Consider the following 16,671-nt stretch of genomic DNA (forward strand, 5'->3'; position numbering starts at 1 on the left):
TATCAAGCCCCACACCGCCATCTACCTGAAGGAACAGCCCAGATGATCGAAACCCGCCTGTTGCGCCAGTTCGTTGCCGTTGCCGAAGCGCTGCACTTTCACCAGGCCGCAGAGCGCCTGCATATGGCGCAGCCAGCGTTGAGCCAGGCGATCAATCGCCTGGAGGCAAAGTTGGGGTTTGCCCTGCTGCAGCGTGACCGTCGTGGCGTGAAGCTGCTGCCAGCCGGGGCGGCGTTTCTTCAGACGGCCTACACCGTCCTCGGGCAATTGCAGCAAGGCATTGAGCAAGCCCGGCAGGTGTCCCAGGGAACCGCCGGCACGCTCACCATCACCTCGGTGTCGATCACCGGCTATCCGTGGTTGCTGGATACCCTCAGGCAGTTTCGCCTGGCGTTCCCCAGGGTTCAGTTGGTGATCAAGGACATGCCCTCTGCCAACCAGGCCAAGGCCTTGTTGAGTGGTGATACCGATATCGCTTTTTTGCGCTACCTGCCAGGCCAGGCAGATAACATCGAATCCCGGCTGCTGCTGGATGAACCGATCCTGCTGGCGCTGCCCGCAGACCATCCGAATGCGGATGACGCCGCTATCGAGCTGAAGGACTTTGCCGGCGCCGATTTTGTGTTCACGCCCCAGGCATTGGGCAGTGGCTATCACCACCAGTTGATCGCTTTATGCGAGGCTGCGGGCTTCTCTCCAAGGGTGGTCCAGGAAGCCGATCAATTACCCACCCTGATTGGCCTGGTGGCGTGCGGGTTTGGTGTGGCGCTGGTGCCGCAGTCCATTGCCCGTTCGATGCCCCGTGACAAGGTGGCGTTTGTGCCCCTCACCGCCGCGTCCTCCAGCATCGGGCTCTACCTCAACTGGAACACCAGCAATTCTTCCCCCTTGGCCGGTCACTTCTTTTCTGTGCTGGATGAGGCGATGCAATACTTTGCAAGCAATGTCCGGTGACGACCGTCTGAATATTTCCTGCGCGGCCAGGGCATCTGTTAAAACCCGTGCTTCGCCTGTGTCCTGGAACCTTCATGTCTTCACGTTTTCTGTCCCGTCTCGGCCTGCGCTGGTTTCCCCTGCTGTGCATGGCCGCCCTGATCATCGGCCTGCCCGTGGGTTGCGCCGTGCTGCAACACAAGGAACGCGAGTTGCTGTTTCGCGTGGAGCCAGGCACTGCCAGCTGGTACAGCGGGTTGCCGCGTGATGTGCAGGAATTCGACCTGAAACCCGCGAGTTTCAAGGCAGGGCAGAATATTCATGGCTGGTGGTGGCCAGCGGCACAGAAGGACGCGCCGGCAATTCTCTACCTGCACGGCGTGCGCTGGAACCTCACTGGCCAACTGTTTCGCATCGAACAGCTGCGGGCCCTGGGCTTTTCCGTACTGGCCATCGACTACCGCGGCTTCGGCCAGAGTCGAGGCGACCTGCCGTCGGAAACCAGCGTGTACGAAGACGCGCGCATTGCCTGGGAACGCTTCCAGGTGCTGCAACCCGATCCTGCCAAGCGCCTCATCTACGGGCACTCCCTGGGTGGCGCGGTGGCCATCGACCTCGCGGTGGAACTGGGCAAGCAGGCAGCGAACAATCAGGTGCCGCCGCCAGTGCGCGGACTGGTCATCGAGTCCACCTTTACCTCCCTGGCAGATGTGGCCACAGCAGTAGCCAATACGTCATTGCCGGTGCGCTGGCTGCTGTCGCAGAAGTTCGATTCCATTGACAAGATCGCTGATATCCACATGCCGCTGCTGGTGGTTCACGGGCTCGCCGATGCCTTCGTGCCACCGCGCTTCAGCCAGCAACTGTTTGACGCCGCCCAACAGCCGAAACACCTGTTGCTGGTACCCGGTGCCACTCATAACGACAGCATGCGACTGGCCGGCAGCAGTTATCGCCAGGCGTTGGACAGCCTGATGCAATCGAAGCGCGCCACTCAGGTTGCCGGGCCCTCCACCGGGCGCCCAAACGACTCGTAAATCTGCATTTCGGCACCGGTTTCGCCGGTGCCTGTCAAGGCGCAAAGCCTGCCCATACTGGCCATAAACAGTGACTGATCAAATATTAACCGCAGGTTAAATCGCCATACCCGCCGGGCTCAAGCGAAGTTATCCACAGAGATACCCACGGTTTTCGTGGACAACTCTTTTTACTTTTTTACGATTTTTTTGCTCAGTAATGCCCTGTTGGAAAGCTTCGCGGCAGCAAAATCTCCTGCATCACCTCGCGAATCGAAACATGGGGTTCGGTACCGGACCGGGTGTGGTTTTTCCATGGTGCTCAGCTCACTCGGCAGGGCATCACCGACAGCCCAACCCATTGCGTTTGCGCCTAATGCTGATTAATCTCGCATAAACACGCATCAACGAGCAAAAACATGCATAACACCCATGCTGCCATCGACCTGCCCTCCCTGCGCAAACAGAAAATCCTGTTGCTGCTGGAGCGCGACGGTAAAGTCACTGCCTCGGAGTTGGTGGAGCATTTCGCCGTTTCCCAGGACACCATTCGCCGCGACCTTGGCGAACTCGCCTCCGCCGGTCTGCTGCAACGCGTGCATGGAGGTGCGCTGCCACGGCCCAAGGACACCGGCAAGGATTTCTTCACCCGGTTTGGCGAAACCACCGCGACCAAACGCCACCTGGCGCAACTCGCCGCCGATCGCGTGGAGGACGGCCAGATCGTGCTGTTCGACTCCGGTACCACCACCCTGCAAATCGCCCAGTCACTACCGCATTCCATCAAGCTGACCGCCGTCACGCACTCACCGATGATTGCCATCGCGTTGTCCGAACATCCCAATGTGACGGTGATCCTTGCCGGTGGCCAACTCAACCCGGTGACCATGGCCGCCAGCGGGCATGAAGCATTGCGGCTGATCCAGGGCATCAAGGCCGACCTGCTGTTCACGGGTGTGTGCGCACTGCATCCACAGGTCGGCATCAGCTCGTTGCACTTCGAGGAAGTGGCGGTAAAACAGGCTATGCTCGACAGCGCCTCCCACGTGGTGGCCGTCACCCTGGCCGACAAACTGGGCGCCGTGGAGCCATTCGTAGTGGCACCGTGCAGCCGCATTCATACCCTGATTACCGAGTGGCACGTGCCGCCGGGCAGCGTCGAGGCTTATGAATGCCTGGGGCTGGAGGTGATGCAAGTGGATGCCTGAGGGGCAAGCATCGCTTGAAGGGCAAGCGCATCGACCAGCGCATGACCGCTGGCCGTATTATCGAAAATACACCAGGTCGGAATGCCCTCCTCCAGGGAGGCTCTCAATACCTCGGCCAGCGCGCACAAACGCTCGGTTTCGTAAGCGCTGTGATAGATACGCGGCGAACCATGCAGGCGCCAATAACGCACGCCTTGCCAACCTTTCGGTACATCCCCATCAGCGATCACCGGCGGGTCGGCGGCGACCCGTCCTATCTGGTAATCCTGCAAAAGCCCGCCGGCCTGCGCCCAACTGGCGTGTCGCGGCTCCAGCACCACAGGGCCAGGGAAGCGTTGACGCAAGGCTGTGAAAAAGCCGCCGGCAATGATCGGGTCGTAGCTTAAAGAAGGCGGTAATTGCACCAGCAGGCAGCCCAGGCGGTCGCCCAATTGCAGGCACTGTGCAAGGAACTCATCCAATGCCGTATCGCAGTCACGCAGACGTAATTCATGGGTGATGTGCCGTGGCACCTTGACCGAAAAACCAAAGCCCGACGGCACTGACTGCGCCCATCGTGCGTAGGTCTGCGGGCGATGGGGGCGGTAGAAGGAGCTGTTGATTTCAACCGCATTCAAGCACGCGGCATAACGTCGCAGATGAGTGCCCTGCCGGGGAAACCGTGGCCATTGCTCACGAGGCAGGCTCCAACCTGCACAACCGAGAAAAATCGGCATCAGAACAACACCGACGCCGCATCCCTCATGAAAATCTCCACCGTCTTCGGCCCGACGCCCTCGAACGCATTCAAGCGTTTTTCAAACTCCCCACGGTCGGCACTGGCATCGTGGATATGGCTGATCCTGCCCGCGTACTCCGCATTCAACTTGCTGCTGAGGTCGAGCAGGCGTTGCGCGGTGCTTTCGTCGTAACGCACGTAATGCGCCTCACCGAGCATGGCCACCAGTTCGCGAGAGGTGCAGTGTTGCAGTTTGCGCGGAGTGTCCCGGCCATGCTTCACCACAATCACCTGATAGGCCTGCGCCGCGATCTGCGCCTGAATGCGCTTGCCCATCAGGAAGCTGGCGACAAACCACTTGAACAGTGCGTTGTCATCACCGGGCTTGAGCTCAATACCCAGTTCCCCGGCGCTGATGGATCGACCCATGACTGCCTCCGTTCTTCACTGACCCAGCTTGCGCTCGGCCTTGGCGGCTTGCTCGTTGATCTGCTCGGTTTGCCGTTGTGTGTCCTTGATGGACGTCGGCGTGATCACCTTATCGATGGTTTCTGTCTTGGGATTGGGACGCTGTAAAGAGCTGTCCTGGTCGGCAGCCTGGCGACCTTTCTGCGCCTGTTCAGAGCTGATCGCATCAGGGGTTTTGTCGGCGGTTTTTTCAGTGCCCATGGAGATTCTCCTGCGGTTCAAAGGTCAGGCTCCAGCGCGGAGCCGTTATGCAGCAGAGCCCAAGGCTTTTCGATAGTTCAAGGAAATTGCCTCGGGTGTACGCGCCGAAAAATGGGGCAAATTAATTTAAACCTTTTGCGCTGCCCCCCCTCAACAGTCAGGTAACGGCATCGCGCCACTCTTCAGGAGAAGCATCATGAAGCACTTGCTGATGAAACAAATGGGACTGACCTTCGCGCTGGCCGCGGGCTCGATGGGTGTGGCCATGGCCGCCACTTCCAATGACTTCGTTGACGCCGCAGCCCAGGGCGGCATCACCGAAGTAGAAGCCGGCAAACTGGCGCTGGAAAAGAGCGGTGCCGCTGATATCAAGGCGTTTGCCCAGCACATGATCACCGACCACACCAAGGCCAACCAGGAGCTGACGGTCTTGGCGACGAAGCTCGACATCAAGGTGCCCGACGATGCCAGCCTCACCGACAAGGCCAAGAAAATGATCCTGGAAATCCGTGAAGAGTCCTTTGACAAGGCTTACGCCGACAACCAGGTAAAGGCCCACGAAGACACCGTGGCCCTGTTCAAAAAAGAAGCCGCCTCCTCGGATAACGCCGAACTGAAGGCTTTTGCCGAGAAGACCCTGCCGACTCTCGAAACCCATCTGAAGATGGCCAAGGAGTTGCAGTCCCAGCACGCCAATTAATCATTGACCCACTCAGGAGACACTCGACCATGAGTTCGCAACTGCACGGCAAGAAGATTCTGATCATCACCTCCAACACCGGTATCGAGCGCGACGAGTTGCTCAAGCCGCTGGAAGCCCTGCGTGGTTTCGGCGCCACGGTGACCCACGGTTCCAGCAAAGGTGGCAGCACCCAGACCTTTCTCAAGGACACCGAGAAAGACAGGACGGTAGAGTCCGACGCCAAGCTCTCGGACCTGCACGGCAGTGATTTCGATGCACTGGTCATCCCCGGGGGCACCGTCAATGCCGACACCCTGCGCCAGGACGCCGATGCACTGCGGCTGATCAATGACTTCGTCAAGGCCGGGAAAACCGTAGCCGCCATCTGCCATGGCCCTTGGGCCCTGATTGATGCCGGCGTGATCGGCGGCAAGACCCTCACCTCCTACAAAAGCGTGCGCACTGACCTGGTCAATGCCGGCGCAGCAAACTGGGTGGATACGCAGGTGAAGGAATGCCCGGCCAATGGCTGGACTCTGATTACCTCGCGCACGCCCGACGACTTGCCGGCGTTCAATGAGGCCATTGCCAAGACACTGGCGGCTTGACGCCCGCCAATGCAAACAGGCGCCCTCGGGCGCCTGTTTTTATTCGATTCTGTCTTAGCCTTTGCCATGCTCAGTGGCATGTGTCGCCCGGTTCACACCCTTGGGTCCAAACAGCGCCCAGAGGATCAGCCCCAACAGCGGCATGAAGATCAGTACCACCAGCCATAACCCCTTGGTCTCCCAGCCACTGCCACTGCGCAGAACGCTGTTGATCGCCCACAGTTCCAGCAGCACCAGAATCACCGCCAAGCCAATCCAGACATATTCGATTTGCATGATTCATCCTCCTGAGGTCGTATGCGTTAGGTCAAGCAACGCGCCCGAGGGTTCATTAAAATTGCAACGGATGGCTCTCGCCCAACGGTTGCGGCACACGGGCCGTAACCTTCTAGACTCAAATGGACACTACCTTTTCCCCCTCGGAGGCCCGGGATGACCGAGCACATCATCCACTTTCACTGCCAGATCGATCAGGGCACCACCGAGCGCTTTCGGGATTGCTGCCTGGACGCCATCGAGCAAGGCGCCAGTTCGTTGCTGTTGAACCTGTCGACCACCGGTGGCAGCACCAATTTCGGCTTTACCCTCTACACCTTCCTCAAGTCCCTGCCGGTGCCGCTGTGTGCGATCAATGCAGGCAACATCGAGTCCATGGGCATCATCATGTTCCTGGCGGCAAACCGCCGGATCACCACGCCACACTCGCGCTTCCTGATCCATCCGATGAACTGGTACTTCAACCAGAACTCGGTAGACCACCAGCGCCTGCGGGAATACCTGTCGAGCCTGGACAACGACCTGGCGCGCTACGTGAAAATCTACGAACTGGAAACCGCCAGCGCCGAAACCCACCTGGATATTTTCAAGTGCCTCTCGGCCGAGGAAAAAGTCATCGCCGCCCACGAGTCACTGGCCTACGGGATTGCCCATGAGGTCGAGCAGATCGTGTTTGCCGACGACATCAAGCACTGGAAAGTCAGCGGCGGCTAGGCATGGTTTAATGCATGCAAGCCACCACTCAACCGTGCAACCTGCACGACCAGAGTCGCTTTTTATCACACATAATCTATTGTTTTATAAGCAGATAAATATTTTGTTCAACTTGGTACAACTCATGCTGTAGAGGTCTGCACAGGCGGGCAATTCGACCCGCCCTTTCGCTACCCGTGAGGTGTCACCCATGAATGCCATTGATCTTCTCAAGGCCGACCACGAACGCGTCAAAGCCATCCTGAACCAGCTGAGTGAGTCTACTGAACGCGGCGTCAAAAAGCGCACCGAGCTACTGGCGAAACTGGAAATGGAAATCAGCCTTCACACCCGCCTTGAGGAAGAAATCCTCTATCCGGCTTTTCGCAAGGCTGGGGGCAAGGATCAGGAAATCATGTACCACGAGGCCAAGGAAGAACATCGCACTGTCGACTCCCTCGTCCTTCCGGACCTGAAGCAGACTTCGCCCTCCGCCACCGAGTTTTCCGGCCGGGTGAAAGTCGTCAAGGAACTGTTGGAGCACCATATCGAGGAAGAGGAAAGCGAGATGTTCCCACAGGCCAGGAAGCTGTTGGGCAAGGCCTTGCTGGAAGAGCTGGGCGCGGAGATGGAAGCGATGAAAGCCGCGCACAAGAAAGCACCCGGCGCGAAGCCAATGGCGGCTTGATGTCCATTCGTCGCATGCCTGGAAACTATTTCAAACTTTGAATTGGCTGGAGGATTCCCAATTAGGCAACACCATTGATTCGCTCATCATTGAGGGTTTTCAAAATGGCTAATAGTGGAAAAACTACCCCAGGTGCTGGTCACAAAGACCAGAAAGACACAAACCGTAAAAGCGGCGGCCAGGGTTCAGGCGGCAACTTCGCCAATGACCGCGAGAAGGCTTCTGAAGCGGGCAAAAAAGGCGGGGCTCATAGCCACGCCCCAGGCTCCAGGAAGTCTTGATTGAGGCGTCGCCGAAGCCTGGATGTGCTCCGGGCTTCGGTCCCCATCGCCAAGAGGGATTGAGTCATGAAGACCAGCATTTCCCAAAGGATCGTACTTGTCGCCAGCCTGGCGCTCGTTCTGTATGCCCCCGCCTACGCAGCCTTCGGCGACAACACCGCCCCCGAGGCGTCCGCCCTGAGCGGCAACAGCGCTCCTGGCTCGGCACTGCCGCCCGGCACCTATCCCAGCAGCCCGTCCGGGGCTGACAGCAGTGGCAACAAGGACGCTGAAACGAAAGCACCTGCACCGTCTAAAACCGTGAAGAGCACGCGCCATAAAGGCACCTCGACCCAGCATCCCGGTACCAAGACCGGCAAAAAGGCCGTGCCAGAATCGGGCAGTTGACCGATTAGTTCTCGCTGGGGCCGCCGATAAAGTCCAGGCGCAGGTTCATCCACTGCCGAACGATTTCCCGGGCTGCTTGCCTGGCATCAGCAACAGAGAAGCCGCGCTCGCGTTGCAGCCAGTCACTCGTCGCTTGCCGTGCGGGCTCAATGGCGGCCAGCGCTTGCTGACGTTGCCTGGCAGGCCACTGTTTATCCGCGCCCCAGTTGTGCAGGGCTGATTCCGGGTCCTGGGCCTGCGCTGCGGTGCCTGGCTGGAGAAACAGCCGAGGCGACGCGGTGGCCTTGAGGGAAAGCGTGTTCCAGTCGGCGTAGCTGGCAAAGCGGATGGTGCCTTCGTTCTGCGATGCAGTGGACAAAGGCTCGGTAAACGAATCGTCCAACCGCTTCCACGCCGGCTGTGCAAACAGATCACCCTGAGGGGCACAAATCGGCGCAAAGCTGTCGCGGGTGGAGCCGTACAACGACCCGAACGACTCATACGCGACCTCACCCTGCCGGCTGAAAACGAAACAGTGCACATACGGGCGTTGGTCGGCGTACATCTCATACTGTTGGCGCTCGATCATCATGCGCAGCAAGGTCAACATCACCCGGTCACGGCTGACAGCAGGATCATTCTGCAGGTCCTGCCAGATCGACCAGGGAAAACTGTCTTCCTTGAGTGCTATGAGAACCTGCTTGCGATTCTCCTCGGCCTCATTCTCCGTAACGCCACTGTCAGGTTCAAAACGCTGCAGGTAGACCAGCCAGGAGGCGGCCAGATCGTTCATCGGGTAGCGCCGAAGCCCTTCAGCTGCCTGGGCCGGATGGTACGGAATACTGGCAATGATTGCGTCAAGGGCTGCGGTGTCTTTGTGGGTGATGGTTCCCACCTCGACCACTCTCTGGCTCAGTTGGGATTGCAGGCAGCCGGGCAATTGTTCCGGGGCACCGGCACACGCGTTGCGAGTCTGCAACCACGTGCGCTGGCCACGGCGCAATTCGTCGCGCTGGTCGGGTGCCAGTTTGGCCATTGCCTGGCTGTAGTAAACGCTCAGCGTAGTGTCGAGTTCGCTTAATTCAGGGCTGGCGCAAATGGCCTTTTCCACCGTGGTGGAGGCCTTTTTACAATCGAAGGACGCGCCACTGGCAGGCATCGCTGCGCCTATCAGCGCGCCAGCGAGCAACAACATTGGGTAGGCAGAATGAATACGGCGGGCCATGGCTTTCCTTGGGTGAGTTCCTTTCAAGGCGCTCATTGTGCCGACGCGATTGCCAATGTCCAGCCTGTCGGCACTGTCCTACGAAGCACTGGCCATGGAGGGGCGATCACTTGCCAGTTCACGTTCAATCTGTTCGATGCTGGGCAGGCTGGTTTGCAGCTCTGCCGGCAGGGATTCCACCAGCTGATACTCGGCAACCCCAATAGGACGGGAGCTGTCACGCAGAGCGTATTCGGCCACTACTTCGTTCTTGCTCTTGCACAGCAGCAGGCCGATGGTGGGGCTGTCCTGCGGGTGCTTGAGCTGGGCGTCTACCGCAGCGAGGTAAAAGCCCAACTGCCCCAGATGGTCGGGTTTGAATTTACCGGCCTTGAGTTCGATCACCACGTAGCACCTCAGCTTGAGGTGATAAAACAGCAGGTCGACGAAAAACTCCTCGCCCCCTACGTCCAGCAATACTTGCCGTCCCACGAAGGCAAAACCGGCGCCCAGCTCCAGCAGAAAATCGGTGACATGTTTGACCAGGGCGTTTTCGATTTCACGCTCCTGCGCGTCAAGGGACAGGCCCAGGAAGTCGAAACGGTAAGGATCTTTAAGCGATTCGCGAGCCAGGTCGGATTGCGCCTTGGGTAGAAGCCCCTCGAAGTTGCTGACCGCATTGCCGCTGCGCTCCAGCAGGCGACCCTCGATTTGCATCACCAGGACGTTGCGCGACCAGTTGTGCTCGATGGCCTGGGCAATGTACCAGCGACGGGTTTCGCGCCCGGGCAGCCTGTCCAGCAACACCAGGTTATGGCCCCAGGGCAATTGTGCAGCAGCCTGTTGCACAAATTCGGAGTCCGGCCACGCCTCCGCAAATGCGCGCATGTACTTCAGGTTACGCGGCGAAAAACCCTTCATCTCCGGAAATGCTGAACGCAAATCCTGCGCCAGCCGCTCAATCACCTTGGTCCCCCAGCCCTGCCGCGCTTGCCGGGTCAGAATATCCTGGCCGATTTGCCAATACAGCAACACCAGCTCGCGGTTTACCGCCAGGGTGGCGCGTTGCTGGGCGCAGTGGATTCGACTCTTGAGATCGGACAGCCAGTCGCTGTATCCCTCGGGTGGTGTGTTCAGGCTATCGGGGGTCTCACTCATTCCTTTTCCCTCGTGGGTTGGGCAGGCGGCCGATAGTAGCGAGGGAAAAATGCGTGATGGGCCAGCAGAATGCTTTCGATACAAATCAACTGGAACCGTACCTTCAGGCGCATCAAGGGGTGCCTCAACATGCGTGCTGTGGTCAAATGAGCCGGTCACTTCCATGGTTATTCCCGATCTATGAACGCCACACCCACCGACGACAGCCAGGCATCCACCGGGGACCGCATTCTGTTCCTGCTCAAGACCCGTGGCCCGCTGAAAACCACGGACCTGGCTGCACTGCTGGAAATCACCTCCGAAGCCGCCCGCCAGCAAATCCAGAAGTTGCAGGTCGCGCAGTTGATCGTCGGTGTATCGGCCCCCATCTCGGGTGCCGGCCGGCCCTCGTTGAAGTGGACATTGACCGAAACCGCCCAAAGCAAATTCCCCGATTCCCACAGCGTACTGACGTTGCACCTGATCGAGTCCATTGAAGGAATTTTTGGCAGCGAAGGCGTGGAAAAAGTCATCGCCAGCATGGAAGCGACGGCCAGGCACGAATACACCCAGGCCTGCTCCGCCGCGTCGACCTTGCGGGAGAAAGTCGAGATCCTGGTACAGATTCGCGAACGCGCCGGGTACATGGCGCAGATGGAGCCGCTGGACGATGGCTGGCTGCTGGTGGAGAACCACTGCCCGATCTGCGTGGCCGCCCGCAAATGCCAGGGTTTCTGCCGCTCGGAGTTGCAGATTTTCCAGGCTGCGCTGGGCGATGAGAATGTGGTGGAACGCTGCGAGCATTTGATCTCTGGGGATCGACGCTGCGCCTACAGCATCCAGCCCCGCCGCCTGTAAGAAAGAGGCTGCGATGGGCTGCGCAGCAACCGCAATTCCAGCGCCGCAGTGTCCCGGATACACCAACGGTTCAGGATTCACGAGCGCTGCGCAGTCCATCGCAGCCTAAGCCTCACGCCGTACTCAAGCCCATTGCAGGAAGGACAGATTCCGGTGTAGTGGCGCAATGCCCACCAATCATATAACCAAGAGAGATCTTGGATAATACGTTGAGCGCTTTGAATTACACAAGCCAATACTTTTTACGGTGCCGTAAACAGCCTAAACCCTGACCCCCAGCATGCCGCTGGTAATGATGATCGTGACTATGGCGCCCATGCCGATCACCAGCCAGGTCAACAGCGAACTGCGTGACTCGCTGACATTGTGATTACGCAATACACCTCGCAAACCACAACCCAGATGCCCAATCAGCAGGAACACCGCCAGCGAGTAATGCGGCAGCAGCCGAATGCTCCATGGATCCGCCAATAACCCTACGGGCTCGGCCACGGCCCAGGCGTAATCGGTGTCGGTGCCGAAGTAACGCGCCAGGGTAAACACCGAGTTGATATGGGACGCGATAAACAGCGAGAGATAGGTGCCGGAGGCGGTCTGTAACGCGTCCAGCAGGTCGGCACGCGTGACGGTCTTCGGGCGAATCAACACCAGCCCGCTGAGAATCTGAAAGAAAAACGTGACAATGATCACCGGCTCCAGCCAGCCATTGCGATACACCCGTCGCAGCACGTCCATCACCGACTTATGCACATCGGTACCCAGTACACCCAGGAGGTGGTTGAACAGGTGCGGCGCGAGAAACACCAACAGGATCGCCACCGAGGCGATGCCGTGGGCGACACGCAGCTTGATATAGGTCTTGTCCAAGGTCACCAGGCTGGTGCTCGGGCCCGTTGACGACACCATCGCAAAAAAGCCCGCCAGCGCCAGCCACAGCCCGCTCCATACCGCGATGTCGTGGCCCTCGATTTTCATCAGGTACAGCAAGACGCCCATAAGCGTGTACGCAGGAGGCGCAGCCACCGCCAGGCACGACAAGCGTCGCGCCAGGACCAGGCGTGCGCTCATGACCGGTTGAACACCGGTGACATACACACAGGCAAACGCCAACAGCGGCACCGCATAGGCACTCAGGATCAGCGCCAGGACGACCGGGGTGCCGGCGCCTGCCACATGCGCCTGGTTACTCCACGCCAGCGCCCACGGATAATACAGCGCCGCGGCGAAAGGCAGCAGCCACAGCCATTCCAGCCAGGGTTTGATAGCTTTGCTTAACATATTGATTTCCCGGTGATAAATATCACCCGGATAGTGCCCAGCCATCGCCACCCGCGACAATTAGGCACCCAGGCAAAAGCCTTTTACCCAATGGTCATGCCTGGAAGGCTTGCACCATGTAGTCGACGAACAGCTTGACTCGCAGCGGTATCTTGTCGCGCTGCCGATAGCAGATGTAATGCCCCCTGCCCCGCGCCTGCGCCGCATAACCCGGCAGCAAAACGATCAAACGCTGTTGCGCGATCCAGTGCTGCGCCTGATAGCCGGCCAGCTGTGCCACACCACCGCCGGCTACGGCCGCGAGCGCCACTAGCTCCGGATCATTGAACAACTGGCTGTAAGGCAACGGCAGCCGTATGAACTGCCCGTCGACTTCAAACTCCCACACATGCGGCTTGCCCGACTGCGCCAGGCGAAAGGCGATAGTCTTGTGCGCCGCAAGGTCTTCCAGGGTCTGCGGGTAGCCGGCTGAGTGCAGGTACTCAGGCGCGGCGCAGGTGACGAAACTCATCGGCGCCAGTTGCCTGGCGATCACATCGGCGTCCTCCAGCCGCCCGTTGCGAATCGCGACATCCACGCGACCTTCGGCGAAATCCACATGGCGATCATTCAGATCAAATTCGAGGGTGATGTCCGGGTGGGACTTACAGAACCCAGGCAACAGCGGCGCAATGCACTTGCGCCCAAAACCCACGGTAGAGCTTACGCGCACTACGCCGGACGGCGACTGGGTAGCGTGTTTCAGCGCTTCGGTCGTGCGCAACAGATGCTCGACACTGGGCAGGCACTCTTGAAAAAACCGGCGCCCTTCCTGCGTGACCGCTACGCTGTGGGTCGTGCGTTCCAGCAGCTTGATCGCCAGTTGGGTTTCCAGGCGGGTAATGCTGCGACTCACCGAAGGCACTGAAATGCCCAGGTCGCGTGCTGCCTCGCTGAAGCTTTCGCTGGCCGCGACTTTCATGAAGGCGATGACGCCGGCGAAGTTTTTTCCGATGGACATCGGTGAGGTTTCCTTGAAGGGCGCACGCCAAAAGCATCGACAGTACCCAACCGCAAACCCAAGCGCCCTAGCCAATCCGACGGTTTTTCGGTAGGCCAAACTGCGGCTTTACAGCCCTTTTGATCTGGCACAAAATCCCTCCTTATCTAGAAAATATCGGGACCGCGCCATGCTTGAACACCCATCGATTAAGTTTGGCGCGGCCCCCGTGCAAGGTTTGGTCCGGGAGTATTTGCCCGGCTTGCGTGAACCTCACGTTCACCCGGAACACGCGCAAATCATGTACGCCATCAAAGGTTCGATGACGGTACTGACGGCCGAAGGCATCTGGGTTCTGCCACCGCAGCGGGCGCTCTGGATTCCGCCAGGTGTCAGCCACACCTTCAAGCATTCGCGTCAGGTGTCGATGCGTACCGTATATGTGCGTCAGGGCGCGGCCAGCATTCCACCGTGGGCCCGCTGCGCAGTGTTAAATGTCGGGACGCTGGTGCGCGAGCTGATCCTGGCCTGCGCGCAACTGCCAGGCGAGTACCCCGAGCACAGCCGCGAAAGCCGCCTGGGCACCGTGCTGCTGGACCACCTGGCATTGCTTGAGCAAGACGCCTTTTACCTGCCTGAGCCCTCGGATAAACGCGCGGTGCGCGCCGCCAACCTGATCAAGCAAAACCCCAACGACACTCGGCCGCTCAAGGAAATCGCCTTCGAGGTAGGCGCCAGTGCACGCACCCTGGAGCGGCTGTTTGCTGCCCAGACCCGCATGGGCTTCGGCGCCTGGCGCCAACGCTTGCGGATGATGGTGGCCCTGGAAAACCTCGCGGCGGGGGAAAGCGTCAGCAGCACCGCCGCCGCGATTGGCTACGAAAGCTCCAGCAGCTTTATCGCCGTGTTCCGCTCGGTGTTCGGTTGCAGCCCGGCCAGGTATTTCGCCCAGCGTTGAGCCGGCCTACAGCAAGGGAATGCTGTAGCTGACCATCAACCGGGCTTCGTCTTTGTCAGCGCTGTCATTACCCCGCAGCACCGCACCACGCCACATGAACCCAATCCCCTTGAAGGTGCCGGCAGGAATCACATAGTCAACCCGCACGTCCCGCTCCCACTCGGTATTGTCACGACCTGCCGTGCGGATGTGGCTGCCATGTATGTAGGTGACGCTGGTCTTCAGCCCCGCCACGCCCAGGTTCGCAAAATCATAGGCATAGCTGGCCACCGTGGCCTGTTCCCCGGCGTTGACGAACTTCAACGACTGGGAGTTGGTGATCAAATACACCGAGCGGCCCTGCCCCTGGTTGATATGGGGGAAGTCACTTTCGCCCGTGGTTTTCTGATACCCCAGGCTCACCGAATGGCCTTGCAGCGAATAAGTAAACAAGGCACTCCACAGGTTATTGTCGACCTTGCCATTGTTGACGCCCGGCCCGTAGTAACCCGAGCTGACGTAGCCCTCGGCACGCCCCGCCGCACTGGAGTTCTTACCGTCCGAGGTACTGTGGAAGTAGCGCAGGTCACTCTTGAACTGGCCCACCGGCAACTGCCAGTTGTGCACCAGGCCGAAGAAGTGTTGCTGGTAAAAGTTTTCAAGATTCGCGTAGTAATACTGCAACTGCATCTGCTTGCTTACGGCGTAATCCACACCACCGTAGTAAAACTGATTGCTGGACGTGCCCTTGACCGGATCGTTTGCGCCAGCGATGGACAAGCCCTGGCCGTTGCTGGAGTTACGGTCAAGCACCTGCTCGATTTTGCCGGCGACGAGGTTGAAGTCTTTCAGGTCCTTGGAGTCCACCTGGTAGCCACGAAAAGTCTGGGGCAACAACCGGCCGTCTTCATACATCAGTACCGGCACCCGGGGCATCAGCGTGCCCACTTTCAGTTGGGTCTGGGAGATGCGCACTTTGCCGGTGACCCCGGTCTTGCTGAAATCATTGGCAGCCTTGCCATCAGACAGCGGGAAGACGCTACCGGGTGTGTTGTCCTCCCCCACCTTGCCGGCACGCCCTGACGCATCCAGCCGTACGCCGTACAGCTCTTGCAGATCCAACCCCAGGCCCACCACCCCCTCGGTGAAACCGGACTGATAATTGAACATGAAGGCCTGGCCCCATTCCCGGTCCGAGGCCCCCTTGGCATTGCGCGTGTCCTGGTTGAGATAGAAGTTGCGCAGGTCCAGGGTCGCTTTACTGTCGTCGATAAAACCCGATGCAGCCGCCTGCTGTACAACGCCGAAAGAAACGGCCAGGGCCAGGTAAGTCTTGTGGTTCATGAAGGCTCCGAACAGTGAACACGACTGTCCCGTCGACCCAGTGATGGCAGCCGTTTTTTATTGTGTGTTGCAGTGTTTTCATTCGACGGGAGGCGCGCACGATATAGGCCTGGCGGTTGTGAAAACAGCCGCCAAAACGGGCATTCACTTTTCCAGTTTTTGTAACAATGAGGACGACGCGCAGGCGTCTGGAACGGGCTTTCCTCGAGGGTCTTAAGTCAACTGCGAGTACAACGACTCACGCTGCAGTGCCGTCTCGCTCCGACAGCCAGCGGAGCTTTTCCAGCATGGGATCGAACATCGCGCGTACCGCCTCGACTGCCGCGTCTTCATCGCCAAAGATAATCGCCTGGACGACTTGCGCATGGGCTTCAAGCCCCGGCTCATACAACTCGTTGTCGGCAAAAATCGCCAGATACTGGCTGTGGAACGAAGAGCTGAATGCGCGGTACATCGACTGCAAGACCACGTTGTGGGAAGCCACGGCCACCGCACCGTGCAAGGCCTGGTCGCGGTCGACGAAATCGTCGAGTTGATCCCCGAGGTTATATTCGCCACGCCGCGCCAGGGCGTGCCACAACCGGCGGATATCCTCCAGGGTGCGACGGCGCGCAGCGAGTCGGGCGGTTTCGACTTCCAGCAGGTACTGGGCCTCCAGGTGGTCGCGGATCGCGCTACGTTGTTCACGAATGCCATCGATGATCGAGGCGACCCAGGCGTGATTGCAAAGACCGGCGTACATGGGCCACTCCTGAAAGATCATGCCCCTCGAGTATGGAGATTTATGCTCACCCAG

General features: G+C 59.2%; 20 protein-coding genes and 1 pseudogene. 11 read left to right on the top strand and 10 right to left on the bottom strand.

Annotated elements, in window-relative coordinates:
- The first annotated feature begins 42 nt into the window (after positions 1 to 42).
- The 3 genes from HX805_RS16490 to HX805_RS16500 all read left to right on the top strand — a co-directional run bounded on the left by HX805_RS16490 (position 43) and on the right by HX805_RS16500 (position 3,157).
- Complete coding sequence (locus HX805_RS16490; protein ID WP_177117107.1) at positions 43 to 954, top strand: LysR family transcriptional regulator; 912 nt, start codon at positions 43 to 45, stop codon at positions 952 to 954.
- 74 nt (positions 955 to 1,028) lie between these two features.
- Entirely contained in the window at positions 1,029 to 1,970 is a 942-nt protein-coding gene (locus HX805_RS16495) for an alpha/beta hydrolase (RefSeq protein ID WP_003207412.1), read from the top strand.
- A 398-nt stretch (positions 1,971 to 2,368) separates the two neighbouring features.
- Positions 2,369 to 3,157: a DeoR/GlpR family DNA-binding transcription regulator gene (locus tag HX805_RS16500; protein WP_003207411.1), complete on the top strand. Its 789-nt coding sequence runs from the start codon at positions 2,369 to 2,371 to the stop codon at positions 3,155 to 3,157.
- Here the strand turns inward: HX805_RS16500 and HX805_RS16505 are convergent.
- The 3 genes from HX805_RS16505 to HX805_RS16515 are packed head-to-tail and all read right to left on the bottom strand — an operon-like array spanning position 3,115 to position 4,544.
- A complete protein-coding gene (locus HX805_RS16505; RefSeq protein ID WP_177117108.1) occupies positions 3,115 to 3,873 on the bottom strand; it encodes a DUF72 domain-containing protein in 759 nt (252 codons plus the stop codon). The two genes, HX805_RS16500 and HX805_RS16505, sit on opposite strands and share 43 nt — an antisense overlap.
- Entirely contained in the window at positions 3,873 to 4,304 is a 432-nt protein-coding gene (locus HX805_RS16510; protein WP_003207407.1) for a hypothetical protein, read from the bottom strand. Before HX805_RS16510 ends, HX805_RS16505 begins: the two co-directional genes overlap by 1 nt.
- 15 nt (positions 4,305 to 4,319) lie before the next feature.
- The gene (locus HX805_RS16515) at positions 4,320 to 4,544 is read right to left on the bottom strand and encodes a hypothetical protein (RefSeq protein ID WP_003207405.1); all 225 of its coding nucleotides are present in this window, start codon (positions 4,542 to 4,544) and stop codon (positions 4,320 to 4,322) included.
- Positions 4,545 to 4,740: 196 nt separating this feature from the next.
- Here HX805_RS16515 and HX805_RS16520 point away from each other — a divergent pair, with 196 nt between their 5' ends.
- Both HX805_RS16520 and HX805_RS16525 read left to right on the top strand, forming a co-directional pair.
- The gene (locus HX805_RS16520) at positions 4,741 to 5,244 is read left to right on the top strand and encodes a DUF4142 domain-containing protein (RefSeq protein ID WP_177081465.1); all 504 of its coding nucleotides are present in this window, start codon (positions 4,741 to 4,743) and stop codon (positions 5,242 to 5,244) included.
- Positions 5,245 to 5,273: 29 nt separating this feature from the next.
- Positions 5,274 to 5,834: a type 1 glutamine amidotransferase domain-containing protein gene (locus tag HX805_RS16525; RefSeq protein WP_003207402.1), complete on the top strand. Its 561-nt coding sequence runs from the start codon at positions 5,274 to 5,276 to the stop codon at positions 5,832 to 5,834.
- A gap of 54 nt (positions 5,835 to 5,888) precedes the next feature.
- Here the strand turns inward: HX805_RS16525 and HX805_RS16530 are convergent, their stop codons facing one another.
- Complete coding sequence (locus HX805_RS16530) at positions 5,889 to 6,110, bottom strand: PLD nuclease N-terminal domain-containing protein (RefSeq protein ID WP_003207401.1); 222 nt, start codon at positions 6,108 to 6,110, stop codon at positions 5,889 to 5,891.
- A 156-nt stretch (positions 6,111 to 6,266) separates the two neighbouring features.
- Here HX805_RS16530 and HX805_RS16535 point away from each other — a divergent pair, with 156 nt between their 5' ends.
- The 4 genes and pseudogenes from HX805_RS16535 to HX805_RS16550 all read left to right on the top strand — a co-directional run bounded on the left by HX805_RS16535 (position 6,267) and on the right by HX805_RS16550 (position 8,159).
- Entirely contained in the window at positions 6,267 to 6,824 is a 558-nt protein-coding gene (locus tag HX805_RS16535) for an ATP-dependent Clp protease proteolytic subunit (RefSeq protein ID WP_102368860.1), read from the top strand.
- Between the two features lie 190 nt (positions 6,825 to 7,014).
- Complete coding sequence (locus HX805_RS16540) at positions 7,015 to 7,491, top strand: hemerythrin domain-containing protein (protein WP_177081464.1); 477 nt, start codon at positions 7,015 to 7,017, stop codon at positions 7,489 to 7,491.
- Positions 7,492 to 7,658: 167 nt separating this feature from the next.
- Positions 7,659 to 7,772 (top strand): annotated as a pseudogene (locus HX805_RS32395) (general stress protein); the annotation flags it as partial.
- A 66-nt stretch (positions 7,773 to 7,838) separates the two neighbouring features.
- Positions 7,839 to 8,159: a hypothetical protein gene (locus tag HX805_RS16550; protein WP_177081463.1), complete on the top strand. Its 321-nt coding sequence runs from the start codon at positions 7,839 to 7,841 to the stop codon at positions 8,157 to 8,159.
- Positions 8,160 to 8,163: 4 nt separating this feature from the next.
- Here HX805_RS16550 and HX805_RS16555 read toward each other — a convergent pair whose 3' ends face one another.
- Positions 8,164 to 9,363, bottom strand: a complete 1,200-nt coding sequence (locus tag HX805_RS16555) for a lysozyme inhibitor LprI family protein (protein ID WP_177081462.1) — start codon at positions 9,361 to 9,363, stop codon at positions 8,164 to 8,166.
- Positions 9,364 to 9,441: 78 nt separating this feature from the next.
- The gene (locus HX805_RS16560) at positions 9,442 to 10,500 is read right to left on the bottom strand and encodes a YhcG family protein (protein ID WP_177039892.1); all 1,059 of its coding nucleotides are present in this window, start codon (positions 10,498 to 10,500) and stop codon (positions 9,442 to 9,444) included.
- Between the two features lie 180 nt (positions 10,501 to 10,680).
- On the opposite strand from HX805_RS16560, the gene HX805_RS16565 reads away from it, so the two are divergent.
- Complete coding sequence (locus HX805_RS16565) at positions 10,681 to 11,337, top strand: metalloregulator ArsR/SmtB family transcription factor (protein WP_177081461.1); 657 nt, start codon at positions 10,681 to 10,683, stop codon at positions 11,335 to 11,337.
- A gap of 261 nt (positions 11,338 to 11,598) precedes the next feature.
- Here the strand turns inward: HX805_RS16565 and HX805_RS16570 are convergent, their stop codons facing one another.
- Together HX805_RS16570 and HX805_RS16575 are read right to left on the bottom strand one after the other, a co-directional pair.
- The gene (locus tag HX805_RS16570; protein WP_087692417.1) at positions 11,599 to 12,615 is read right to left on the bottom strand and encodes a hypothetical protein; all 1,017 of its coding nucleotides are present in this window, start codon (positions 12,613 to 12,615) and stop codon (positions 11,599 to 11,601) included.
- A gap of 94 nt (positions 12,616 to 12,709) precedes the next feature.
- Complete coding sequence (locus HX805_RS16575; RefSeq protein WP_003207388.1) at positions 12,710 to 13,615, bottom strand: LysR family transcriptional regulator; 906 nt, start codon at positions 13,613 to 13,615, stop codon at positions 12,710 to 12,712.
- A 208-nt stretch (positions 13,616 to 13,823) separates the two neighbouring features.
- Between HX805_RS16575 and HX805_RS16580 the strand changes: the two genes are divergently transcribed.
- Positions 13,824 to 14,552 carry a helix-turn-helix transcriptional regulator gene (locus HX805_RS16580; RefSeq protein WP_158213527.1) on the top strand — a complete coding sequence of 243 codons (729 nt, stop codon included), beginning with the start codon at positions 13,824 to 13,826 and terminating at the stop codon, positions 14,550 to 14,552.
- Between the two features lie 6 nt (positions 14,553 to 14,558).
- Here the strand turns inward: HX805_RS16580 and HX805_RS16585 are convergent, their stop codons facing one another.
- A complete protein-coding gene (locus tag HX805_RS16585; protein ID WP_003207383.1) occupies positions 14,559 to 15,875 on the bottom strand; it encodes an OprD family outer membrane porin in 1,317 nt (438 codons plus the stop codon).
- 238 nt (positions 15,876 to 16,113) lie between these two features.
- A complete protein-coding gene (locus HX805_RS16590; RefSeq protein WP_003207381.1) occupies positions 16,114 to 16,617 on the bottom strand; it encodes a FadR/GntR family transcriptional regulator in 504 nt (167 codons plus the stop codon).
- Positions 16,618 to 16,671: the final 54 nt, after the last annotated feature.

Origin of the sequence: Pseudomonas sp. G5001 (assembly GCF_013385475.1) — a bacterium.
Taxonomy (GTDB): domain Bacteria; phylum Pseudomonadota; class Gammaproteobacteria; order Pseudomonadales; family Pseudomonadaceae; genus Aquipseudomonas.